Annotated in this window: 15 protein-coding genes; 9 read left to right on the top strand and 6 right to left on the bottom strand. The window is 73.3% G+C overall.

Annotated features, from left to right (window positions below):
* Positions 1 to 39 precede the first annotated feature (39 nt).
* Positions 40 to 1227, top strand: coding sequence for an ROK family protein (locus ACWEJ6_RS39550; RefSeq protein WP_452430584.1), 1188 nt, complete (start codon positions 40 to 42; stop codon positions 1225 to 1227).
* A 212-nt stretch (positions 1228 to 1439) separates the two neighbouring features.
* Positions 1440 to 5894 carry a ThuA domain-containing protein gene (locus ACWEJ6_RS39545; RefSeq protein ID WP_452430582.1) on the top strand — a complete coding sequence of 1485 codons (4455 nt, stop codon included), beginning with the start codon at positions 1440 to 1442 and terminating at the stop codon, positions 5892 to 5894.
* A 49-nt stretch (positions 5895 to 5943) separates the two neighbouring features.
* Here the strand turns inward: ACWEJ6_RS39545 and ACWEJ6_RS39540 are convergent, their stop codons facing one another.
* Positions 5944 to 7509, bottom strand: coding sequence for a DUF5722 domain-containing protein (locus ACWEJ6_RS39540; protein WP_452430580.1), 1566 nt, complete (start codon positions 7507 to 7509; stop codon positions 5944 to 5946).
* A gap of 89 nt (positions 7510 to 7598) precedes the next feature.
* Positions 7599 to 8636 carry a LacI family DNA-binding transcriptional regulator gene (locus ACWEJ6_RS39535; protein WP_387680919.1) on the bottom strand — a complete coding sequence of 346 codons (1038 nt, stop codon included), beginning with the start codon at positions 8634 to 8636 and terminating at the stop codon, positions 7599 to 7601.
* 168 nt (positions 8637 to 8804) lie between these two features.
* On the opposite strand from ACWEJ6_RS39535, the gene ACWEJ6_RS39530 reads away from it, so the two are divergent.
* From ACWEJ6_RS39530 to ACWEJ6_RS39510, 5 genes are read left to right on the top strand one after another with little or no spacing between them, the layout of a single operon-like run.
* The gene (locus ACWEJ6_RS39530) at positions 8805 to 12029 is read left to right on the top strand and encodes a family 78 glycoside hydrolase catalytic domain (RefSeq protein ID WP_452430577.1); all 3225 of its coding nucleotides are present in this window, start codon (positions 8805 to 8807) and stop codon (positions 12027 to 12029) included.
* 5 nt (positions 12030 to 12034) lie between these two features.
* Positions 12035 to 12925, top strand: coding sequence for a carbohydrate ABC transporter permease (locus ACWEJ6_RS39525; protein ID WP_387680913.1), 891 nt, complete (start codon positions 12035 to 12037; stop codon positions 12923 to 12925).
* The gene (locus tag ACWEJ6_RS39520) at positions 12922 to 13746 is read left to right on the top strand and encodes a carbohydrate ABC transporter permease (RefSeq protein ID WP_452430574.1); all 825 of its coding nucleotides are present in this window, start codon (positions 12922 to 12924) and stop codon (positions 13744 to 13746) included. Before ACWEJ6_RS39525 ends, ACWEJ6_RS39520 begins: the two co-directional genes overlap by 4 nt.
* Before the next feature lie 49 nt (positions 13747 to 13795).
* Complete coding sequence (locus tag ACWEJ6_RS39515) at positions 13796 to 15238, top strand: ABC transporter substrate-binding protein (protein WP_452430572.1); 1443 nt, start codon at positions 13796 to 13798, stop codon at positions 15236 to 15238.
* An 11-nt stretch (positions 15239 to 15249) separates the two neighbouring features.
* A complete protein-coding gene (locus ACWEJ6_RS39510; protein ID WP_452430570.1) occupies positions 15250 to 18345 on the top strand; it encodes a DUF5722 domain-containing protein in 3096 nt (1031 codons plus the stop codon).
* 45 nt (positions 18346 to 18390) lie between these two features.
* Here the strand turns inward: ACWEJ6_RS39510 and ACWEJ6_RS39505 are convergent, their stop codons facing one another.
* Entirely contained in the window at positions 18391 to 18993 is a 603-nt protein-coding gene (locus tag ACWEJ6_RS39505) for a histidine phosphatase family protein (RefSeq protein ID WP_452430568.1), read from the bottom strand.
* 52 nt (positions 18994 to 19045) lie between these two features.
* Positions 19046 to 20284 (bottom strand): PEP/pyruvate-binding domain-containing protein, encoded by a 1239-nt coding sequence (locus ACWEJ6_RS39500; RefSeq protein ID WP_452430566.1) that lies wholly within the window; start codon positions 20282 to 20284, stop codon positions 19046 to 19048.
* A gap of 58 nt (positions 20285 to 20342) precedes the next feature.
* Here ACWEJ6_RS39500 and ACWEJ6_RS39495 point away from each other — a divergent pair, with 58 nt between their 5' ends.
* Both ACWEJ6_RS39495 and ACWEJ6_RS39490 read left to right on the top strand, forming a co-directional pair.
* The gene (locus ACWEJ6_RS39495; RefSeq protein WP_387680898.1) at positions 20343 to 20732 is read left to right on the top strand and encodes a DNA-binding protein; all 390 of its coding nucleotides are present in this window, start codon (positions 20343 to 20345) and stop codon (positions 20730 to 20732) included.
* Entirely contained in the window at positions 20729 to 21364 is a 636-nt protein-coding gene (locus ACWEJ6_RS39490; RefSeq protein ID WP_387680895.1) for a transcriptional regulator, read from the top strand. The genes ACWEJ6_RS39495 and ACWEJ6_RS39490 overlap by 4 nt, the downstream gene beginning before the upstream one ends.
* Positions 21365 to 21463: 99 nt before the next feature.
* Here the strand turns inward: ACWEJ6_RS39490 and ACWEJ6_RS39485 are convergent, their stop codons facing one another.
* Complete coding sequence (locus ACWEJ6_RS39485; RefSeq protein ID WP_452430563.1) at positions 21464 to 22855, bottom strand: MBL fold metallo-hydrolase; 1392 nt, start codon at positions 22853 to 22855, stop codon at positions 21464 to 21466.
* 171 nt (positions 22856 to 23026) lie between these two features.
* Complete coding sequence (locus ACWEJ6_RS39480; protein WP_352328991.1) at positions 23027 to 23296, bottom strand: metal-sensitive transcriptional regulator; 270 nt, start codon at positions 23294 to 23296, stop codon at positions 23027 to 23029.
* Between the last annotated feature and the right edge of the window lie 66 nt (positions 23297 to 23362).

Here is a 23362-nt window from a genome sequence, read left to right as displayed (position 1 = left end):
GCTCCTCTGAAGTGGCTGCCGTCATCGGCGGAGAGGCTGGTGTTGACTCTGGACACGCTCAACGGCGCGACGGCGGGGGCCGGCGCGCTGCTCTCCCTGCTGCGGGACGGGCCGCCGCGCACCCGGACCGAGCTCGTCCAGCTCACCGGCCTGGCCCGGTCCACCGTGTCCCTGCGCCTCGACGCGCTGCTCCGCCACCGCTGGGTGCTGCCCGCCGACGAGGCCATCTCCTCGGGCGGGCGGCCCGCGGCCATGTTCGCCTTCAACCGCACCGCCCGGCTCGTCCTGGCCGCCGACCTGGGCGTCACGCACGAGCGGGTGGCGATCACCGACCTCGGCGGCACGGTGCTGGCCGAGCGCACCGCCGACGCGCCGATCGACGAGGGCCCCGAGGCGACGCTCGGGCGGCTCGCGCGCACGTTCACCGACCTGCTCGACGAGAGCGGGCGCGACCTGGCCGACGTGTGCGGGGCGGGCATCGGCCTGCCGGGCCCGGTCGAGTACCCGACGGGGCGCCCGGTCAACCCGCCCCTCATGCCGGGGTGGGACCGGTTCCCGGTGCCCGAGTGGCTGGGGGAGCGGCTGGGCGTGCCGGTCTTCGTGGACAACGACGTCAACATCATGGCGCTCGGCGAGCAGCGCGCCGGGCGGCAGGCGACCGGCCAGCTCGTCTTCGTCAAGATCGGCACCGGCATCGGCTGCGGCGTGATCTCCGACGGCCGCCTCCACCGGGGCGCGCAGGGCGCGGCCGGCGACATCGGCCACATCCGGGTCGCCACCGCCGACGACGGCGTGCTGTGCCACTGCGGCAACGTGGGCTGTCTGGAGGCCCTGGCCGGCGGGGCCGCGCTGGCCGCCCGCATCTCGGCGACCGGCGTGCCCGCCGCGGGCGGCCGGGACGTCGTCGCGCTGCTGCGCGCCGGCAACCGCGACGCCGCCCAGCTCGTCCGCCAGGCCGGGCGCGAGATCGGCGACGTGCTGGCCACGATCGTCAACTTCTTCAACCCGGCCGCGATCGTGATCGGCGGCGACCTGGCCGACGCCGGCGAACACCTGCTCGCGGGGGTGCGCGAGGCCATCTACAAGCGCTCGCTGCCGCTGGCCACCCAGCACCTGCGCATCCAGGTCAGCGAGCTGGGCGATCGGGCGGGCGTCATCGGGGCGGCCGTCATGGTGCTGGAGCACGTCCTGGCTCCGGAGGCGGTCGACAGCGCCCTGGCCGGCTGAGCTCGTCCGCGAAGCGCCCCGCCTGCCCGCCGCAGGCGGGGCGCTTCGTCGTTCCGGCCACGGGCCGAAACCGTTTCGTCTAGGACTTAACAGACTTTCGTTGACAATCATCAAAAGTCAGATCTACTGTCGCGATCTACGAAGGTTCTTCGATCGTCCGCCAATGGAACCCTCCTTCCCGGTCCACCCCCCACGGAAAGGGAACCTCCGCGATGCCCCCCAGCAGGCCCACCCGTGCCTCCCGATGGACGGCGCGGGTCAGCGCCGTCCTCCTGGCCATGTCGAGCGCGGTCGTGCTCCCCGTGGCCGCCCCGCCCGCCCGCGCCCACGCCGCCGTCGACCCCGCCGACTACCAGCGCGTCGAGCTGGCCAAGGGCGTCGCCGAGATGGGCGAGCCGATGACCATGGCCGTGCTGCCCGACCTGTCGGTGCTGCACACCGCGCGCGACGGGACGCTGCGCCGCACCGACGCCCAGGGACTGACCACCGTGGTCGGCGCGCTGCCCGTCTACACCCACGACGAGGAGGGCCTCCAGGGCGTCGCCGTGGACCCCGGCTTCGCCGCCAACCGGACCATCTACCTCTACTACGCCCCCCGCCTCAGCACGCCGTCCGGCGACGCGCCCGCCACCGGCACCGACTGGTCGGCCTGGCAGGGCGTCAACCGCCTGGCCCGGTTCACCCTCAAGCCCGACTGGACGCTCGACCTGGCCTCCCAGCGGACCGTGCTCGACGTGGCCGCCGACCGCGGCATGTGCTGCCACGTCGGCGGCGACATGGACTTCGACGCCCGGGGCAACCTCTACCTGTCCACCGGCGACGACTCCAACCCTTTCGACTCGGCCGGCTACGCCCCCATCGACGAGCGCCCCGACCGCAACCCCGTCTACGACGCCCAGCGCAGCGCCGGCAACACCAACGACCTGCGCGGCAAGATCCTGCGCATCAAGGTGAACCCCGCGGACGGCACCTACACGATCCCCGCGGGCAACCTCTTCCCGCCGGGCACCGCGCGGACCAGGCCCGAGATCTACGCCATGGGCTTCCGCAACCCGTTCAGGATGACCGTGGACAAGGCCACCGGCGTGGTCTACGTCGGCGACTACGGCCCCGACGCCGGCAGCACCGACCCGGGCCGCGGGCCCGCCGGGCAGGTCGAGTTCGACCGCGTCACCGGCCCCGGCAACTACGGCTGGCCGTACTGCACCGGCACCAACACCCTGACCGAGACCTACAACGACTACACCTTCCCCTCGGGCCCCTCCGGCCAGAAGTACGACTGCGCCGCGGGCGGCCCGGCCAACGACTCGCCGCGCAACACCGGCCTGGCCAAGCTCCCGCCCGCCAAGCCCGCCTGGATCAGGTACGGGGGCGACGCCGGCTCGCCGCCCGAGTTCGGCAGCGGCTCGGAGTCGCCGATGGGCGGCCCGGTCTACCGCTACGACGCCGCCCTGAACTCCGCCGTCAAGTTCCCCCAGGACCTCGACGGGCACTTCTTCGCCGGCGAGTTCGGCCGCAAGTGGATCAAGGCGATCGACGTGGCCGCCGACGGCACGCGCGGCGAGATCGCCGCCTTCCCCTGGACCGGCACGCAGGTCATGGACCTGGCCTTCGGGCCGGACGGCGCGCTCTACGTCCTCGACTACGGCTCCGGCTACTTCGGCGGCGACGCCAACTCCGCCCTCTACCGCGTCGAGTACATCAAGGACCGCAACCGCTCGCCGGTCGCGGTCGCCAAGGCCGACAGGACGTCCGGCAAGCTCCCGCTCACCGTCGCCTTCTCCAGCGCCGGCTCCGCCGACCCCGAGGGCGGCGCGCTCACCTACGCCTGGAACTTCGGCGACGGCACCACCTCCACCGCCCCGAACCCCACCAAGACCTACACCACCGAGGGCGAGTTCACCGCCACGCTCACCGTGCGCGACCCCCAGGGCAACGCCGGCACCGCCGGCGTGGTCATCACGGCCGGCAACACCGCCCCCGCCGTGACCATCGGCACGCCCGGCCCCGGGACGCTGTTCACCTGGGGCGACACCGTGCCCTTCACGATCGGGGTGACCGACCCCGAGGACACGCAGATCGACTGCGCCAAGGTGAGGATGACCTACGTGCTCGGCCATGACAGCCACGGCCACCAGATCACCTCGAAGAACGGCTGCGCGGGCGAGCTGACGATCCCGGCCGACGGCGAGCACGACGACGCGGCCAACATCTTCGCCGTCTTCGACGCCGAGTACACCGACAAGGGCGGCCTGACCACCCACACCCAGCACGTCCTGCAGCCCCGCCACCGCCAGGCCGAGCACTACGCGACGATGTCCGGCGTCTCGCAGATCTCCAAGGCGGCCGCGCACGGCGGCAGGACGGTCGGCGACGTGCACAACGGCGACTGGATCGCCTTCACCCCCTACCGGCTCGACGACGCCAGGACGTTCCGGGCGCGGGTCTCCTCCGGGGGCGTCGGCGGCTCCATCGAGGTGCGCGCGGGCTCGCCCACCGGGCCGCTGCTCGGCAAGGCCGCCGTCCCGGTGACGGGCGGCTGGGAGACCTTCACCGACGTGCAGGCCCCGCTGACCGGCGCGACCGCCGCGTCCACCACGCTCTACCTGGTCTTCACCGGGGGCGCCGGGGCGCTGTTCGACCTCGACGACTTCACCCTGGCCAAGGAGGCGATGGCGGTCGGCCCGATCCGCGCCGCCGACGGCAGGTGCGTGGACGTCGCGGGCGCGGGCACCGCCGACGGCACCAAGGTGCAGCTCTACTCCTGCAACGGTACGAACGCCCAGAACTGGGCCATCGACGGCCAGACCGTCAAGGCGCTCGGCAAGTGCCTCGACGTGGCCGGGGCCGGCACCGCCGACGGCACCAAGGTGCAGATCTGGACCTGCAACGGCACGGGCGCGCAGAAGTGGACCGCCGAGGGCGGCGCGCTCAAGGCGCTCGGCAAGTGCCTCGACGCCGCCGACCCGGCCCAGCTCGTCATCAGGACGTGCAACGGCGGCACGCCCCAGAGGTTCACCACGGCGACCCCAGCCGCCGGCGGCCCCGCCGTCCTGGTCTTCTCCCGTACGGCGGGCTTCCGGCACGACTCGATCGCGGCGGGCGTCCAGGCGATCAGGGATCTCGGGTTCGGCGTGACCGCCACCGAGGACCCGGCCGCGTTCACCACGGCTAACCTGGCCGCCTACAAGGCGGTGGTCTTCCTCAACACCACCGGTGACGTGCTCGACGCCGCGCAGCAGGCCGCGTTCGAGGCGTACGTCAAGGCGGGCGGCGGCTACGCCGGCGTGCACGCGGCCGCCGACACCGAGTACGACTGGCCCTGGTACGGCGGCCTCGTCGGCGCCTGGTTCGCCGCCCACCCGGCGGTGCAGAAGGCGACGGTCAAGGTCGAGGACCGCGCCCACCCGGCGACCGCCCACCTCGACGCCACCTGGCCGCGGACGGACGAATGGTACGACTACCGGACCAACGCCAGGACCGGCGCCCACGTGCTGGCCACCCTGGACGAGTCGACGTACTCGGGCGGCACGATGGGCGCCGACCACCCGATCGCCTGGTGCAAGCCGTACGACGGGGGGCGGTCCTTCTACACCGGCGGCGGGCACACCGCGGAGTCCTTCGCCGAGCCCGCCTTCCGGCAGCACCTGCGCGGCGGCCTGGCCTACGCCACCGGCCAGGCCAAGGCCGACTGCCGCCCCGAGACCGGCTACACCACCCTCTACAACGGCTCGACCACCGGCTGGGAGCAGGCCGGGCCGGGCGGGTTCGCCAACGCCGGCGGCACGCTGACCTCGCAGGGCGGCATGGGCCTGCTGTGGTACAAGGCCAAGGAGTACACCACCTCCTACTCGCTCAAGCTGGACTGGAAGCTGGCCGGTGACGACAACTCCGGCGTCTTCGTCGGCTTCCCGCCCTCGACCGACCCGTCCTCGGCGGTGAACAACGGCTACGAGATCCAGATCGACGCCACCGACGCGCCGGACCGGACCACCGGCTCGGTCTACGGCTTCAAGGCCGCCGACATCGCCGCCCGCGACGCCGCGCTGAACCCGCCGGGGGAGTGGAACACCTACGAGATCCGGGTCGAGGGCGAACGCCTCCAGGTCTTCCTCAACGGCGCCAGGATCAACGACTTCACCAACACCGACCCGGCCCGCTCGCTGAAGAACGGGCACATCGGCATCCAGAACCACAGCGACGCCGACCAGGCGTCCTTCCGCAACATCCGGATCAAGGAGCTAGGCCCGCCCACCGGGGACTCCGTCGTCCAGGCCGAGACCTGGGCGCAGGCGTCCGGCGTGGCCACCTACCCGCACGCGCCCGCGCACGGCGGCACCGTGCTCGGCTACGTCAACCCGGGTGACTGGGCGGCCTACGACGTGGACCTCACCGGGGTCACCGCGTTCCGGGCGCGGGTGGCCTCGCCGGGGCCGTCGGGCGGCTTCGAGATCCGCACCGGCTCGCCGGCCGGGCCGGTGCTCGGCGCCGTCACCGTGCCGGACACCGGCGGCTGGGAGTCCTACGCCGACGTCTCCACGACGCTGACCGGCGTGCCCTCCGGCACGGCCCGGCTGTACCTGGTGTTCACCGGCGCGAACTTCGACGTCGACGACTTCACCCTGGTCCGCGCCGCGCCCAGGACACCGGCGAAGCGGGCCCGTTAGCCGCCGGGCCGGCGGCCGTCACGCGGACGGCCGCCGGCCCGGGACGGGGTCAGGGCAGCGCGTAGCCGAGGACCTGCTCGTGGATCAGGCCCTCGCAGCCCGCCTGGTCCGTGACCAGGTGGTCGCCGCTCGCGGCCCGGCACCGGTGCAGCGCGACCGATCCGGGCACCTGGCTGGTGTAGACGTGCCCGACCGGGCCCATCGGGAACTGCCCCTCGCAGCCGGGGTCGCGGGTGAGCATGGTGTGCGCGCCGACCTTGCACTCGTACAGGGGCACGGTGCCGGCCGCCTGGTCGCGCAGCAGCTTCCACACGCGTTCCTGGGTGAAGCCGGGCGGCAGCAGCCGGGAGCTGGCCACGTGCCCCTTGCTCGCCTGGTAGCCGCGGCGCAGCTGGGTGTGGGGCAGCAGCTCGAAGCCGCACGACAACTGCGGGGGTGACAGGTCGTTCCGGTTGGCCAGCGCCCACGTGGCCCAGGCCGGCTTGGCCGAGCCGTCGGTACGGCGCAGCCCCACGCCGAGGCCGGCCGCCGTCTCGTCCGGGTGGTCGCTCATGCGGTGCCAGACGTAGCTCTCGATGCCCGGCGTGCCGAGGACGTTGCGGAAGGAGTTGCACAACTGCGACGCCTGCGCGGCCTCCGACGAGGGCGACAACGAGTTCACGCCGCTCTCGGTGAGCTGCACCTGCCAGGCCGACGGCGTGTTCGGGAACTGCTGGCGCAGCCAGCCGACCAGCACGCCGATGTTGCCGTAGGTGACCTTCGGGAAGTCGTCGGCGGAGAACTGCGGCGCCAGCAGGTTCGGCGGGTAGGGGTGGTAGGCGACCCGCCAGGCCCGGTTGCCGGCCCGCGCCGCCAGGCCCTTGAGCACGGTCATGCCCGACAACATCGCCTCGGAGGCGGCCGGCTGGTCGTAGGCGGTGCCGAAGTGGTGGTCGAGCGAGGTGAGCACCTTCGCGGTGGGCTGCTCGGCCATGACGGCGTCGTAGGCGGCGTTGTAGTTCGCGGCGATCGCGTCCAGCCAGGCGGTCGTGCCGCAGGCCGTGCCCTGGCCGCAGCCGATGTCGAACCAGGTGTTGCTGTTGACCTCGTTCATGACGACGAAGTCGGCGATGCGGCCGTTGCCGTGCTGCCCGTCGTAGCGCTGGGCCAGCATGCCGGCGAAGCGGCCGTAGTCGGCCGGGTCGTCGGGGACGCAGAACTTCTCGAACCCGGGGGCGGCGGGCGTGCAGGGACGGGCCCCGCGGGCCCAGGCCGGGGTGCCGTAGACGACGGCGGTGACGACGAGACCGCGGGCGGTCCAGTCCCTGATGGCGGCGTCGACGGCCGAGCCGACGGTGAAGCAGCGTCCGCCGAACTCCTGCGCGCCCGCCGCGCACGGCGGCGTCTTCACACTGGGCTCCCAGTCGGCCCAGATGAGGTTCATGGCGACGCCGCCGGCGTTGTTGCCGGCGATCTCGTTCTTGTCAGGCCAGAAGTCCGGTTGCAGGCCCTTGATGCGGTAGTCGGACCTGACCGGGTACGGCAGAGCGGCGGCGGTGGTGGTGACGGTGGCGGCGGCCGGAGCGGCCGGAAGGAGAAGTAAGAGGACGGCGGCGATACGGGCAACCCAACCCATGGGACCTCCTGGATTTAAACGTCTCAACAATGAGGCCCAGAAGGCGGCCAGGCAAGACCCGATTCGCTGCGGCGGACTGACTTGAAACGTCACTGAGGAACGGTCGACGCCCTGACCATGAGCTCCGGCTGGAAGACGATCTCCTGGTGCCAGTGGTTGGCGTCGCCCCGGGCGTCGGTGAGCAGCAGCTCCGCGGCCGCCTGGCCGAGCTGGTGCTTGGGCTGCCGGACCGAGGTCAGCGACGGCGACAGCAGCTCGGCGAACTCGACGTCGTCGTAGCCCAGCACCGCCATGTCGTGCGGGACGCGCACCCCGCGCCGCTCCAGGCCGCGCAGCGCGCCCAGCGCCACCGTGTCGTTGACGCAGAACAGCGCCGTCGGCCCCTTGCGCGCGGGCAGCCGCTCCAGCGCCGCCTCGCCCTCGCGCGGCGTCAGCGCGGGCAGCGTGACCTCGGTGATCACCTCGTCGGGGTCGAGCCCGGCGGCCCGCACCGCCCTGGCCAGCCCCTCGCGCCGATCGGCGCACTGGCGCACGATCGGCGGCCCGTTGAGGAAGGCGATGCGCCGGTGGCCGAGCGCGAGCAGGTGGGCGCCGGCCAGCTCGCCGCCCCGGACGTTGTCCACCGCCACCGCGCAGAGCTGGGCGTCGGCGCCCGGCCGGTCGAGCAGCACCATGCCGATGCCGCGCCGGCGCAGCTCCACCAGATGGGAGATGTCGGGCCCGGCGGGCGTGATGAGGATGCCGGGCACCCGGTGCTGCTCCAGGATCTGCAGGTAGTGGGCCTCCTTCTCGACCGAGTCGCCGGAGCTGCACAGCACCAGGAGCAGCTGCTCCTGCGACAGCCGGGTCTCGATGCCCGGCAGCACCTCGCTGAAGAACGGGTTGCCGATGTCGCGCACCATCACGCCGACCGAGCGGCCCGAGCCGCCGCGCAGCTGCCGGGCCGGCGCGCTGGGCACGAAGCCGAGCGTCTTGATGGAGGCGCGCACCCGGCGCAACGTGCGCTCGGCCACCAGCTCGGGCCGGTTGAGCACGTTGGAGACCGTTCCCACGGACACGCCGGCATGGGCCGCGACGTCGACCATGCTGAGCCGGCGGCGCTCGGCCGGCTTGTGGATGTCGGTCACCGGTGGACAGCCCTTCTGGTCACCTGGCAGAGAGGGCCAGTCTACTGGTTGAAATGTTTCAGCCAAACGAACCCGCGCTGCACATCTGGAACCGGGGCATTGACGGATGTACCTCACGGTGCCTACGGTGCGCATTGCTTGAAATGTTTCAACTAGCCGGGAGTACCCTTGTCGCATCTCGCCGTGACCGACCTGCGCGTCGAAGGACTGGCCGAACCACTCGGCCTCGACGTGGACACGCCGGAGTTCTCCTGGCGGATCACCGGGGCCGGGCGTGGACGGGCGCAGAGCGCGTACCGGCTGGTCGTGGCCCGGGAGGGCGATCCGGCCGACGAGGAGGCCGAATCCGTCTGGGACAGCGGCGTGGTGAGCTCGGCCGCGACCTTCGACGTCCCGTACGGCGGCGCCGCGCTGCGGCCGAGGACGCGCTACCAGTGGCGGGTCAAGGTGGCCGACGAGCACGGCGAATGGTCCGGCTGGAGCCCCGCGCACTGGTTCGAGACCGGGCTCGGCGAGGCCGGCGGCTGGATGGCGGGCTGGATCGGCACCCCCATGGTGCCCGGCTCCGAGCGGCTGCCGTCGCTGGAGAACGTGCCGCGCATCTGGGTCGCCGGCCCGCTCGGCCCGTCCGGGGCGCCGGCCGGGGCGTTCCGGACGCGGTTCTCGGTGCCGGGCGGGGCCAGGCCGCTGTCGGCGTGGCTGGTGATCGGCGACGGCGGCGGGACCGAGGCGGCCGGATCGGCCGGGTCGGCCGAGGTGGTCCAGGCGGCCGGGTCGGTCGAGGCGGTCGAGGCGTACGTCAACGGGGTGCGGGTCGCGGGGGAGCGGCGGGCGGGCGCGTTCGTGGCCGACGCCGGCGACCTGGTGGCCTCGGGCGAGAACGTGCTCGCGATCAGGGCCGCCGGGCGGGGGCTGTGCGTGCGGCTGGAGGTCGTGGTCGAGGGGCGGCCCGCGCTGCCGCAGCTCGTCCCGGTGGCGGGCGAGAGCACGGTGACCGTCACCTCCGGCGGCCGGTGGCGGGCCGAGGACCGGCCGGGCGAGGGCTTCGAGCAGCCCGGCTTCGACGACTCCGGCTGGCGGCTGGCCGAGGAGGTCGGGCTGCACGGCGACCCGCCGCTGGGCCGCGAACCGGTCGGCGACCGGCCGAGCCCGTACCTGCGGCGCGAGTTCGGCGTGCCGTCGCCGGTGCGCCGGGCCAGGCTGTACGCCACCGCGCTCGGCGTCTACGAGATCCACCTCAACGGCGCCCGGGTCGGCGCCGACCACCTGGCCCCCGGCTGGACCGACTACCGTCACCGCGTCACGTACCAGACCTACGACGTGACGGCGCTGGTGTCGGAGGGACGCAACACGATCGGCGCGGTCCTCGCCGACGGCTGGTACGCCGGCAACATCAGCTGGTTCGGCTCCTTCCAGTACGGCCGCCGCCTGGCCTTCCGCGCCGAGCTGGAGATCCTGCACGAGGACGGCACCCGCACCCGGCTGCGCACCGACGCCGACTGGCGCGCCGGCTCCGGCGCGATCCGCTACGCCGACCTGCAGAACGGCGAGCGGCAGGACCTGGCGGCCGAGCCGCTCGGCTGGACGGCCGCCGGGTTCGACGACTCCGGCTGGGCGCCCGCGGTGCCGGTGAGCCCGCCGGCCGGCCGGGTGACCGCCTCCGTCGCGCCGCCGATCCGGGTGCACGAGGAGGTGGAGCCGGTGCGGGTGTGGGAGCACCGGCCCGGCGTGTGGATCGCCGACTTCGGCCAGAACCTGGTCGGCTGGGTCCGGCTCACCGGCCGCGCCGGCCGCGACCGCCCGGTGGTGCTGCGGCACGCCGAGGTGCTCGACCACGAGGGCGGGCTGCACCTGGCCAACCTGCGCTCGGCCCGCGCCACGGACGAGTTCCTGCCCCGCGGCGAGCAGGCCGAGACGTTCGAGCCGAGGTTCACCTTCCACGGCTTCCGGTACGCCGAGGTGTCCGGCCTGCGCGCGGCCCCCGAGTCGATCACGGCCAGGGTGGCCCACGCCGCGATGGAGCCGGCCGGCGAGTTCACCTGCTCCGACGAGCGGCTCGACCGGTTGCAGCGCAACATCGTGTGGGGGCAGCGCGGCAACTTCCTGGCCGTCCCCACCGACTGCCCGCAGCGGGACGAGCGGCTCGGCTGGACCGGCGACATCTGGGCCTTCGCCCCGACCGCCCTGTTCAACTACGACGCCGCCGCCTTCCTGCGGAGCTGGCTGACCGACGTGGTGGACGCCCAGGGCGACGACGGCGCGGTCACGCACGTGGTGCCCGACGTGCTGTCGGGCCGCGGCCTGTCGCCCAACCCCAAGGAGGCCGGCTCGCCCGGCTGGGGCGACGCGCTGGTCATGCTGCCGTGGGCGCTGCACCGGCTGCGCGGCGACGCCCGCGTGGTGGCCGCCTGCTTCGAGCCGATGCTGCGCTGGCTGGCCTATCTGGACCGGCGCTCCGAGAACGGCATCTTCCCCGACGAGGGGTTCGGCGACTGGCTGTCGATCGGCGCCGACACCCCCAAGCGGCTCGTCGGCACGGCGATCTTCGCGCTGTCGGCCCGGCAGCTGGCCGGGCTCGCCGCCGCGCTCGGCCGCGACGCCGACCGGCGCTCCTGCCTGGAGCTGTACGAACGGGTGCGCCGGGCCTTCCGGGCGGCCTTCGTCGAGGGCCCCGGCGTGGTGGCGAGCGGCACGCAGGCCGCGTACGTGCTGGCCGTCACCGCCGGGCTGCTGGAGGAGCACGAGCTGCCCAGGGCCGCGGCCCGGCTGGCCGGTGACGTCGAGGCGCGCGGCGGCCACCTGTCGACCGGGTTCCTCGGCACGCCGTACCTGCTGGACGCGCTCACCTCGACCGGACGGCTGGACGTGGCCTACCGGCTGCTGACGCAGGACACCTTCCCGTCCTGGCTCTACCCGGTCGTGCACGGCGACGCGACGACCATGTGGGAGCGCTGGGACTCCTGGAGCCACCACCGCGGGCTGCAGGACCCCGGCATGAACTCCTTCAACCACTACGCCTACGGCGCCGTCGGCGACTGGATGTACCGGACGGTCGGCGGCCTGGCCCCCGGCTCGCCCGGCTACGCCGACATCGTCGTGCGCCCCCGTCCCGGCGGCGGGATCGGCTGGGCGCGGACCGCCCACCGCACCCGGCACGGCCAGGTGGAGATCTCCTGGCGGCTGACGGACGGCGGCCTCGCCCTGGACGTCGTCGTGCCGCCCAACACCCGCGCCGAGGTGCACGTGCCCGCGCCGCCGGAACGGGTGACCGAGGGCGGCCGGCCGGCGGCCGAGGCGGAGGGCGTGACCTTCGACCGCCTCGACGACGGGGCCGCGGTCTACCGGGTCGGCTCGGGCTCGTACGCGTTCCGCACCACCGCTGAGAGGCATTGACGATCGTGACCAGCACCAAAGCGCGCCGACGGATCCCGTGGGGCGTCTACCTCGTCCTCCTGCCCACCTTCGCCCTGCTCGCGGCGTTCGCCTACTACCCGGCGCTCAACGGCATGCTGCACTCGCTGTACGAGTGGCGGCCAGGCTTCGGCTCGCCGTTCGTCGGGCTGGACAACTACCTCACGATGCTCGGCGACGACCTGTGGTGGGCCTCCTTCCGCAACGCCGGGATCATCTTCGTCTGGGCCGTCACGCTCATGTGGGTGTTCCCGCTGCTGGCCGCCGAGCTGGTGATGTCGCTGTCCGGCGAGCGGCTGCGGTTCGTCTTCCGCACCCTGCTCATCCTGCCGCTGGCCTTCCCGGCCGTGGTCAACGTGCTGCTGTGGCAGTTCATGTACGACCCGCGCGACGGCGTCGTCAACAGCCTGCTGCGCGCGCTCGGCCTGGACGGGCTGGCGGGCAACTGGATCGGCGACCCCGCCACGGCGCTGGCCGCGCTGATGACGATCGGCTTCCCGTGGGTGGCCAGTCTGCCGTTCCTGGTCTTCCTGTCGGCGCTGCAGAACGTGCCGGCCGAGATCTACCAGGCCGCCGAGGTGGACGGCGCCGGCCGGCTGCGCCGCTTCTGGAGCATCGACCTGCCGATGATGTTCCGCGACGTCAAGCTGCTGCTGGTGCTGGCGGTGATCTCGGTGCTCCAGTACGGCATGCAGGCCCACATCATGACCAAGGGCGGCCCCGACAACGCCACGCAGGTGCCGGTGCTGCGCATGCTCGACGCCGCCTTCGTGGACACGAGCTGGGGGTACGCGGCCGCGCTCGGCACCGTGCTGTTCGCCCTGACGCTCGGCGTGAGCCTGGGCGCGCTGGCGCTCGGCAGGAGGTCGGGATCGTGAGCCGCACCCGCAGGACCGACCTGGTGGCCGGCGGCATCCTGGCGGTGCTGGCCTTCGCCGGGCTGTTCCCGTACCTGTTCATGCTGGCCGCCTCGGTCAAGGACAACGAGCAGTTCTTCGGCAGCTACTGGTCGCCGGCCTGGCCGGTGCACCTGGACAACTACGCGGCGGCCTGGGAGCAGGTCAGCCCGTACCTGTTCACCTCGTTCGTGGTGGCGGCGCTGGCCATCGCCGGCACGATGCTGCTGGCCCCGGCGGCGGCGTTCGTGTTCGCCCGCTACCGCTTCCCGGGGCGCAACGCGCTGTTCGGGCTGATCGCGGCGCTGCTCATGGTGCCCTCGATCACCAGCCTGATCCCGCTGTTCGTGCTGATGCGCGACCTCGGCATCCTGGACAGCCGGCTGGTGCTGATCATCCCGCACGTCACCGCGAACACGGTCTTCGGGATCGTCGTCATGCGCACGTACATGGCGCAGATCCCCGAGGAGATCTTCGAGGCGGCGCGGGTGGACGGGGCGGGCGGCGTCCGGCTGTTCCTGGCCTTCATGCTGCCGCTGGCCCGGCCGGTCATCGGCACGGTCGCGCTGATGACGGTGCTGGGCGTGTGGAACGACTACTTCTGGCCGCTGCTCACCGTGCAGACCGACGCCTACCGGACGATCCCCGCGGGGCTGGCCTTCTTCGCCAACCAGAACGCGCAGCAGTGGGGCCCGCTGTTCGCCGGCTACGTGCTGGCCAGCCTGCCGCTGGTGGTGCTGTTCACGTTCCTGTCCAAGTGGTTCCTGGCGGGCATCCAGGGCGGCATCGTGTCCGGCAAGTGAGCCGGCGTCCGTGATTGAAACGTATCAATAGGAAAGGACCCGTACCCCGATGAGAACACCCCCCAAGAGCGGGCTCGCGGCGCTGGCCGCGCTGCTCTCGCTGACAGGCTGCGGCCTGCTCGGCACCGGCGGCACGTCCGCCCAGGACGGCGGCGGCAAGGTGACGATCACGCTGGCCGGCCCCAACCAGTGGAACGCCAGCGGCAGCAGCTTCGGACCGGCCTGGGAGGCGCTGGTCGACGCCTTCGAGAAGCGCGAGCCCGGCATCGAGGTCAGGACGCAGGTGCTGCCCCTCGACGGCTTCATGCAGACGATCACCACCCAGCTCGCCGCCGGCACCGCGCCCGAACTGGTCTTCAACCAGCCGCCGCACAAGGCCCACGAGGTGCACGCGCTCGACGCCGAGCTGCAGAAGCCCAACCCGTACGTGCCGGGCAACCAGCGCTGGATCGACGTGTTCAGGAAGGAGTACTACGGCCCCGCCGTCTCCAAGGCGCTGAGCAAGGAGAGCGGCAAGCTGGAGTACGTCCCCTTCAACCTGGTCGCCATCGGCCTGTTCTACAACAAGGACGCCTTCGCCAAGGCGGGCGTCGACCAGCCCCCCGCCACCTGGGAGGACTTCAGGAGCGCCTGCGGGAAGCTCAAGGCGGCCGGCTTCGACCCCGTCGCCCTCGACAAGGGCGGCCTGGCCGCCGGCTGGACGTGGGAGGCGGTCAGTACCCAGCTCATCGACAAGTACCACGACGACTGGAACCTCTTCGACGCCACCGGCAAGCCGGGCAAGGCGCCGACCGTGACCGAGAAGTCGATGAGCAGGGTCATCAAGGAGGGCACGCTCACCACCAGGACGCCCGAGGTCGCCGAGTCCCTGAAGATCTACAAGGAGTTCTTCGACTGCGGCACGCCCAACTGGACGGGCGTCGCCGACGGCGGCGCGACCGTGGGCTACCGCGACTTCGTCTCGGGCAAGGCCGCCATGTCGTGGGGCACGGACTTCGCCGTCGAGGCGCTGAAGGCGGACGCCAAGTTCGCGCTCGGCACGATGCCGTTCCCGACCATCACCAAGGCCAGCACGCCGCTGTCGTCGGAGGCCCCGGCCCGCTACGGCGCCTCGATCGGCGGCACCAGCTACATGATCCCCTCCACCGTCAAGGGCGAGAAGTACGCGGCGGCGGTCAAGTTCCTGCAGTACATGAGCTCGCCGGCGATCAAGCCCTGGCTGGACGCGACCGGCGGCCTGCCCGCCGTCGAGGGCGTCGAGCCGTCGGCCGAGACCGCCGGGCTGCTGGAGGGCGAGTGGGGCAAGCCGTTCCGGGTGGTGGCCCTGCCGGGCGGCCCGGAGGGCACCTCCTTCCGCGACGTCTTCGACGGCTACCTGCTCGGCCGGCGCTCCCTGGAGGAGGAGCTGGCCGACCTGGACAAGTGGTGGAAGCGCGGCATCGAGGCCGGGATCAAGAAGAACGCCTGGGGCGACGAGGACTGGGCGAAGTAGGAGGAGATGACATGCGGTTGTTGATCGCCCTGGCGCTGGCCGTCCCGATGCTGGCCCTCCCGGCGCAGGCGCTGCCCGCGCGCGCGGCGGCGGCCGGCGGGGTGAGCGGCGTCGAGGTCGGCGGGGACACGATCACCGTCACCGGCGTCGCCCCCGGCCCGGCCGTGCTGTACGCGCTGGACACCTGGCAGGACTCGCCCGCGGGGGAGCAGCCGGTCGCGTCCGTCGAGGCGGGCCCGTTCCGCGTCGAGGTGCCCCGGATGGACGGTGACCAGGACCGGCTCTACGACAAGTTCCTCGCGGTGGGCGCGGACGGCCCGCTGGGAGAGGTGCACTACGCCGACAAGCTGAGCTTCCCGTCGGCCAACCAAGCCCCTTATCCCGAAATGTCGGGCAAAAAGGGGTTACAGGTGCAGATGACCGACGACGCCGAGGAGATCGGCGTCCAGCACGCCGGCATCAACCTGGCCCTCGACTCGGTCATGACGGCCGGGCCGGGCGCCCCGGGCAACACCATCGAGTTCGTCTCGCAGGGCAAGACGTACTACTTCGACCGCGGCGCCGTCGCCGGGCTCGACGCCCAGGTCAAGCCGCTGTCGGACAACGGCGTCCTGGTCAACATGATCGTGCTGGTCTACAACAGCGGCGCGCCCAACTCCGCCGCGCGCACGCTCATCCACCCCGACGCCGAGCTGGGCAAGGGCACGGTGTACGCGTTCAACACCAAGACGGCCGAGGGCGAGGCGCACTTCACCGCCGCGATGGAGTTCTTCGCCCAGCGCTACAGCCAGGCCGACGGCCGCTACGGCCGGGCGTGGGGCTGGATCGTCGGCAACGAGATCGACGCCCAGCAGTTCTGGTACAACATGGGCCGCCAGGACCGTGCCGTCTTCCTCGACCAGTACGCCCGCGCCATGCGGCTGACCTGGGAGGCCGTGCGCAAGGCCGACGCCGCCGCCCGCGTCTACACCTCGCTGACGCACTTCTGGACGGGCGCGGCCAACGACGACCCGAAGTACACCTACAAGGGCCGCGACGTGGTGGACGGGCTCAACGCCCTCACCAAGCGCCAGGGCGACTTCGACTGGAACATCGCCTACCACCCCTACCCGGAGAACCTGTTCAACCCGGCGTTCTGGAACGACAAGACCGCCACGGACGGCTTCGACACCCTGCGGATCACGTTCAAGAACATCGAGCTGCTGCCGCGCTACCTCGCCCAGGACGACCTGACCTACCACGGGCAACGGCGGCGGGTGATCCTCTCCGAACAGGGCCTGAACTCCCAGGACTACTCCGCCAAGGAGCTGGAGCTGCAGGCCGCGGCCTACGCGTACGCCTACTACAAGATCGCTTTCGCCGACGGCATCGACTCCTTCATCCTGCACCGGCACGTCGACCACAAGCAGGAGGGCGGCCTGCGGCTCGGCCTGTGGACGTGGGACGAGGAGCACAGCGCGCCCTCCAACGCCGGGGAGCGCAAGCCCCTGCACGAGGTGTTCGCCGCCATCGACACCGACCGGTCGCTGGAGGTGACCGAGTTCGCCAAGAAGATCATCGGCATCTCCGACTGGAAGGACGTCATCCCCGGCTTCGACCCCGCCGAGCTGGCCGTCAGGAAACCGCCCGCCGCGGTGGGCACGCAGCTCGACGCCAGGCCGGTGGCCGAGCGGGTGATCTCCGGCTTCGAGACCGGCGCCGACGGCTGGCGGCCCTCGGACAACGCCGCCGCCGTGGAGCGGGTGGCCGTGGACGGCGGGCACGCGCTGCGCGTGCGCTTCGACCGCGACCTGCCCGGCTGGTCGCGGTACGCCAAGTCGTACAAGGGCGCCGACGTGCTGTTCGGCAAGCCGCTCGACGCCTCGCGCACGCCGTCGCTGTCGGTGTCGGTCCGGGTGCCGCCCGAGGCCGACGACGGCTTCAAGCCGGGCAACGTCTTCACCGCCAAGGTCCGTGTCTACGGGCGCGGCGGCGCGGTCGCGGAGGGCGTCGGCACGGTCGACCCCGAGCTCGGCTGGAACCGGCTCACGCTGGACCTGTCCCGCTGGGCCCCGCGCGCCGCGATCTCCCGGGTCAAGGTGTGGGTACGCGGCTCGGCCGGCTCCGACTGGGCGGGCTCGTACGACCTCGACCGGCTGAGCCTGGCCGCGGCGGCGCTGCCCGGCCTCGCCCGGCGCAACGTCGAGGTGAGCGCGTCCACCGCCGAGCGCGGCCGGCTCGGCTCCAAGGTCACCTTCACCGTCACCAACCGGGACGTGCTGCCGATGGCCGGCCGGGTCACGCTGTCCGCCTGCGACGGCGTGGCCGTCGATCCGCCCGCGCTGCCGGTGACCGGCCTGCGCACGGGCGCGAGCCGCACGACGGAGACCACGCTGACCGCGTACGCGCCCGCGAACCAGGAGTATCCGGTCGTGTGCGCCTCCTACCTGGGGCACACGGACCGGGTGACGTTCCGGCTGCCGCCGCAGGCCGCGTACGTGCCGCCCGCCCCCGACGCCTTCGCCAACCAGGAGCTGGCCGACGGCTTCGACCAGGCCGGCGGCTACCAGGCCCACCGGGTCCAGCCGGAGGACAAGGAGCTGCCGCAGGTGACGTACGCGGGCGGCGCGCTGTCGGCCGCGCACCCGTCGGCGTCCTGGTTCGGGCTGATGTCGTCAGGCGTCTCGCCGCGCAACCCGGCGTTCGCCACGGCGATCACGATCAGGAGGTTCCAGGGCGACTCCACCGACATGGACACCGTCTACACGGGCCTGGTCAAGGACGGCAGCACGGACGTGGCGGCGTTCTACGTCAACAGCCACAGGTTCGCCGGGTTCGAGGTGCGCGGCCCGCAGGTGCCGGGCGGGATCGCGGTCTTCGGCGTCAAGCAGGGCGTCACCGTCCCCGACGGCGGCCGCTTCGCGCTGTCGCTGGTGGGCGAGCGGGCCGCCATGTACGCCGACACCGGCTCCGGCTGGGAGCTGGTGACCGCGGCCACGCTGGAACACCTGCCGGCGTTGTCGGACCCCGAGGTCAGGGCCGGTTACCGCTACGGCTTCGGCGTGCGCGGCGACCCCGGCCCCAGCCCCCTGGTGCTCGACGCGGTGGAGGGACGCAGCATCTCCTGACGCGGCATCCCCTGACGCCACCTCCCGACGCGCCCGCCCCGCCGCTCACGGCCACATGTCCTGCGGGAACCCGGTCCAGCGCAGGCCGGACGGGAGGTGGCCCAGGTCGTTGAACATCACCATCGTGGGCGGCAGGCCGGTGCGGTACTCGATGATCGTCAGGCCGGTGTTGGCGCTGTTCAGGCCGAGCCACCGCGGCGGCGGCGCCTCCAGCGCGTGCCGCACCAGCCAGGCGATCTGACCGGCGTGCGTCACCAGCACCTCGTGCACGTCGGACGCGGGCTCGTCGGGGACCTTCGCGAAGCGGGCGACCAGGGCGTCGGCGAGCGCGCGGCCCGCCTCCGCCTCCGCCTGGTCGAAGCCGTCGAAGTAGCCGGCCCAGGACGCGGGCGTCTCGGCGGGGGCGGGCACGTACGGCACATGGTCGACGAGTTCGTCGGCCGCGGCCACCGGCACGCCGGGCAGAGGCCGGGCGAGCTCGCGCGCGCTCTCGGCGGCACGCGGCAGCGGCGAGTGCCACACCGCGCCGATCGGCATCCCGGCCAGCCGTTCGCCGAGCAGGGCCGCCTGCTGCCGCCCGGCGTCGGTGAGCTGCCCGAACGCGTCGGCCGCGCCGTGGCGGGCCAGGTAGAGGCGTCGTAGCGACATAGGTGGTCGGGGAGCGGCGTGTCGCAGGCCGCTCCCCTCTCCTTTCCCAGGGTCAGGTGGCGGTGACGGTACCGGCGGTGCCGTCGACGGTGACGAGCGCGCCGTCCCGGAGCCTGCTGGTCACGTCCGGGACGCCGAGGACGGCGGGGATGGCGTGCTCGCGGGCCACGATCGCGGCGTGGGACAGCACGCCGCCGGTCTCGGTGACGACGCCGGCGACGATGCGCAGCAGCGGCGTCCACGCCGGGTCGGTGAAGGGGCAGACGAGCACGTCGCCCGGGAGCACGCGGGCGAAGTCGCGCGGACCGCGCACGATCCGCGCGGTGCCGGTCACGGCTCCGCGGCTGCCCGGCGTCCCGACGAGCGCCCCGGCAGGCACGTCCGCCGCCGGGGCGGGCGGGCCGGCGGTCGGGGGAGCGGCGGTGATCGGGCGGGCCTGCAGGATCCAGACGCGGCCGCCCGCGACGGCCCACTCGACGTCCTGCGGCCCGCCGCGCAGGGCCGCGATCCGCGCGCCCAGCCCGGCCAGCCGCACGGCGGTCGCGTCGTCGATCGCCGCCCGCCCTCGGACGTCGTCGGGCACGTTCCGCACGACGAGCCGCGCGCCCTCCCGGTCGAGGCGGGTGCGTTTGTCGGCCACGGCGCGCACGACCGAGCCGTCCGCGGCGACCCGGTAGGAGTCGGGGGTGACCGTGCCGCCCACGACGCTGGGCCCGAGCCCCCACGACGCCTCGATCCCGGTGGGCTCGTCCGGCCCGCCGGGGGTGAACATGACCCCGGACGCCTCGGCGTCCAGGTGGCGCTGGACGACCACGGCCATCGCCGGCCCGTCGCCGGACCCGTCGCCGTCGCCGGACCCGCGGGCGGCGGCGGCGCGCGGCGAGAACAGCGAGGCCCAGCAGGCGCGCACGGCCTCGGCCACCCCGCCCGCGCCGCGCACGGCGAGGAAGCTCTCGTACCGGCCGGCGGCCGAGCTCAGGCCGGTGTCCTCGTCGGCCGCCGACGACCGCACGGCCACGGGCGGGTCGCCGAGCGCGCCGAGCCCCCGAGCCAGCGCCGCGGCCAGCCCGGCGTCGAGCGTGCGCGCCTCGATCGCCCGCCGCGCCGCGGCCAGGTCGTCCGGTCCGGCGGTGTGCCGCCCGAGGTCCAGGCCGCGGACTGCGGCGAGGTAGGCGGCGAACGGCACCACGAAGCCGTCCGGGACCGGCAGCCCGGCCCGCAGCAGCGCGCCGAGCGCGCCGCCCTTGCCCCCGCAGGTGTCGGCCGCGGCCTCCACAAGGGGTACGATCATCCGCCCGCCCTTCAACAAAATGTTGACGATGTCCCGCCGATTGTGAATCATGGCCCGCATGCAACGCAACCACGACCCCGCCCTGAACGCGGACCAGCTCCACGCCCAGCGCGAGACGGAGGCCCGCCGGCGGCTCATGGCCCTGGGCGCCGACCTGCTCGACCCGCGCCCGTGGCAACCCCCGCCCGTCCCGCCGTCGGCGGTCGACCTGACGCGGTTCGCCGTCTGGCGCAACGCCGGCCTGGAGCCGGAGGACATCCTGGGGGCGCTGGCCCTGCTGCCCGCCGCGCGCGCCGAGGTCGAGGCGATCGAGTCGGCCCTGCTGTTCACCGCCCGCAGCGCCGGGCTGACCTGGGCGCAGATGGCGGAGGCGATGGGGTTCAACTCGCCGCAGGCGTGCCAGCAGCACTACACCCGCCTGACCACCCGTCAGGAGGCCGGCTCATGACCTGGCAGTCCGCGCCCGGCCTGCTGGCGCTGCACGCCGTACGCGTCACCGGCTTCGCCGACACCCCGGTGCTCGCCCGCCGGTACGCCCTCGGCGTGGCCGAGACGGAGGAGGAGCTGCTCGACGCCGAGGCGCGCGGCTGGGTGAGCCGCTCCGAGTTCGCCGGCACCGGCGGCTGGTCGCTCACCGAGACCGGCCGGGCCGAGGACGAGCGGCGCCTGGCCGCCGAGCTCGACCAGGCCGGCGGCGGGCAGGAGGTCCGCGACGTCCACCGCGAGTTCCTCCCGCTGAACGCCCTGCTGCTCAAGGCGTGCACCGACTGGCAGCTGCGCCCGGACGGCCGCGACCGGCTCGCCGCCAACGACCACTCCGACCCCGCCTGGGACGCCCGGATCCTGCACGAGCTCACCGTCGTCGGCCGCGCCCTCCAGCCGCTCGCCGACCGGCTGACCGGCGTCCTGGCCCGGTTCGGCGGGTACGACACGCGCTTCGCCGCGGCCCTGGCCCGCGCCCGCAACGGGGAGGGCGCGTGGGTCGACCGCACCGACGTCGACTCCTGTCACCGCGTCTGGTTCGAGCTGCACGAGGACCTGATCTCCACCCTCGGCCTCGACCGCCACGCCCACTCCTGACGGCGGCGCGCGTCCGGGCGCGGGGTGGGGTGGTGCGCACAGCAGGCCGAGCGGCACGTCGCGGGAGCCCGGGACGCGCGCGGCGGCGAACTCGCCGGGTCAGTCGTCGGTGATGGTCAGGCCCGCCTCGGCGGCCGCCGCGTAGGCGTCGTCGATGTGCACCACGCGGCGTCCGGCGCGGGCGAGCAGGCTGGTGGCGGCGGCCGCCCGGTAGCCGGAGCCGCAGTGCGTCCACACCGTGCCGGCCGGGACGTCGGCCAGGCGGTGCGGCAGGTCGGGCAGCGGGATGTGGGTGGCGCCCGCGACGTGGCCGGCCCGCCATTCGTTGGTCATGCGCACGTCCAGCACGACGTCCGGGGCGGGCAGGTGCGCGGGCGCGCGCCCGGCGCGGACGGCGGCCAGGTCGGCGAACGTGGCCACCGCCAGCTCGCCCAGCCGGTCGTCGTGGCCGCCGGCCCACCGGCCGGGGTCGCCGGTCGCGGCGGCGGCCGGGCGGTCGACGCCGATGCGGGCCAGTTCGCGCTGGGCGGCGGCGACCTGCGCGGCGTCCTCGCCCAGCAGGGTGATCGGCGCGCCCCACGGGGCCATCCAGGCGAGCCAGGTGGACATCGGGCCGTCCAGGCCGAAGCTGAGGGTGCCGGTCAGGTGGCGGCTGGCGAACGCCTTGCGGGAGCGCAGGTCCACCACCCATTCCCCGGCCGCGATCCGCTTCCCGAGCTCCTCGGGGTCGGCGGTCCGTACGGGGGTGAGGTCGATCGGGCCGCCGCCCTCGGAGTTGCGCGGGCCCATGTGGGCGTAGTAGGCGGGGTAGGCGTCGAGACCGGCGAGGGTCTGGGCGACGAAGTCGTCGGCCTCCAGGCGCAGCGCCGGGTTGGCCTGCCGCTCGCGGCCGATCGTGGAGGCCGGGGCGTCGGCCTGCGTGGCCGAGCAGAAGCTGCCGAAGCCGTGGGTGGGCCACACGTGGGCGCCGTCGGGCAGCAGGTCGGCCAGGCGGTGCGCCGAGGTGTGCTGGTGGTGGGCCAGGTCGTGGGCGTGCTCGGCGCCGAGCAGGTCGGTGCGGCCGGTGGTGCCGAAGAGCAGGGAGCCGCCGGTGAAGACGCCTTCGGGGCCGTCCGGGCCGGTCAGGATGTACGACAGGTGGTGGAAGGTGTGGCCGGGCGTGGCCACCGCCTGGACGCTCATGGCGCCGGACAGCGTGACCTCGTCGCCGTCGGAGACCGGCCGGCGGTCGAACCGCACGGTCTCGTCGGCGGCGACCAGGTAGGCGGCGCCGGTCACCCGGGCCAGGGCCAGGCCGCCCGAGACGTAGTCGTTGTGCAGGTGGGTCTCGGCCACGTGGGTGATGCGCACGCCGAGCCTTCCGGCCAGGGCGAGGATCCGGTCGATGTCCCGCTGCGGGTCGACGACCAGGGCGACCTGGCCGTCGTGGGCGAGGTAGCTGCGGTCGCCCAGGGAAGAGGTCTCCACCACCTCGATGTGGATCGTGCTCATCTTCTTCGCCGCCTTCGTGTCGTCGCAGTCGCGGTCCGGCCGGTTTCCGGGTCAGGGACCGTCCTACCCATTGATACCCTGGGGGGTATCCGGCAGGTAAAAAGACGGGCATGCTCGGGCGTACGAGTTCATTCGTCGCCGTCGGATGCCCGTGGGGAGATCAGTGCTGCATCAGGACAGGGCCAGGAACAGCTTCTCCAGCCGCTCCGGCGTGATGGCCGGCTCCTCGCCGCGCTCGCGCGCCGCCTGGCACTGCTGCAGGCCGGTGGAGATGATCTTGAATCCGGCCCGGTCCAGGGCCTTGGACACCGCCGCGAGCTGGGTCAGCACCCGCTCGCAGTCGTCACCGTTCTCGATCATGGCGATCACCCCGCCGAGCTGGCCGTGGGCCCGCTTGAGCCGGGTGAGCGCCTCGGCCAGGACGGCCGCGTTCATGTCCATTCGCTCCACCTCCACCGCCAATATACCCCCCGAGGTATGGTGCCGCGCACGTCCGCGGGGGCGCGG

Source organism: Nonomuraea sp. NPDC004702 (genome assembly GCF_053601695.1).
Note: the sequence above shows the minus strand (reverse complement) of the source record. Positions and strands in the feature narration are given on the sequence as shown.

What these genes read in the sequence shown, in the direction of transcription:
- ACWEJ6_RS39490 (WP_387680895.1), top strand. Translation starts at nt 20,729, where the DNA reads ATGACCTGGCAGTCCGCGCCCGGCCTGCTGGCGCTGCACGCCGTACGC.
- ACWEJ6_RS39495 (WP_387680898.1), top strand. Translation starts at nt 20,343, where the DNA reads ATGCAACGCAACCACGACCCCGCCCTGAACGCGGACCAGCTCCACGCC.
- ACWEJ6_RS39510 (WP_452430570.1), top strand. Translation starts at nt 15,250, where the DNA reads ATGCGGTTGTTGATCGCCCTGGCGCTGGCCGTCCCGATGCTGGCCCTC.
- ACWEJ6_RS39515 (WP_452430572.1), top strand. Translation starts at nt 13,796, where the DNA reads ATGAGAACACCCCCCAAGAGCGGGCTCGCGGCGCTGGCCGCGCTGCTC.
- ACWEJ6_RS39540 (WP_452430580.1), bottom strand. Translation starts at nt 7,509, where the DNA reads ATGGGTTGGGTTGCCCGTATCGCCGCCGTCCTCTTACTTCTCCTTCCG.
- ACWEJ6_RS39545 (WP_452430582.1), top strand. Translation starts at nt 1,440, where the DNA reads ATGCCCCCCAGCAGGCCCACCCGTGCCTCCCGATGGACGGCGCGGGTC.
- ACWEJ6_RS39485 (WP_452430563.1), bottom strand. Translation starts at nt 22,855, where the DNA reads ATGAGCACGATCCACATCGAGGTGGTGGAGACCTCTTCCCTGGGCGAC.
- ACWEJ6_RS39500 (WP_452430566.1), bottom strand. Translation starts at nt 20,284, where the DNA reads ATGATCGTACCCCTTGTGGAGGCCGCGGCCGACACCTGCGGGGGCAAG.
- ACWEJ6_RS39480 (WP_352328991.1), bottom strand. Translation starts at nt 23,296, where the DNA reads ATGGACATGAACGCGGCCGTCCTGGCCGAGGCGCTCACCCGGCTCAAG.
- ACWEJ6_RS39505 (WP_452430568.1), bottom strand. Translation starts at nt 18,993, where the DNA reads ATGTCGCTACGACGCCTCTACCTGGCCCGCCACGGCGCGGCCGACGCG.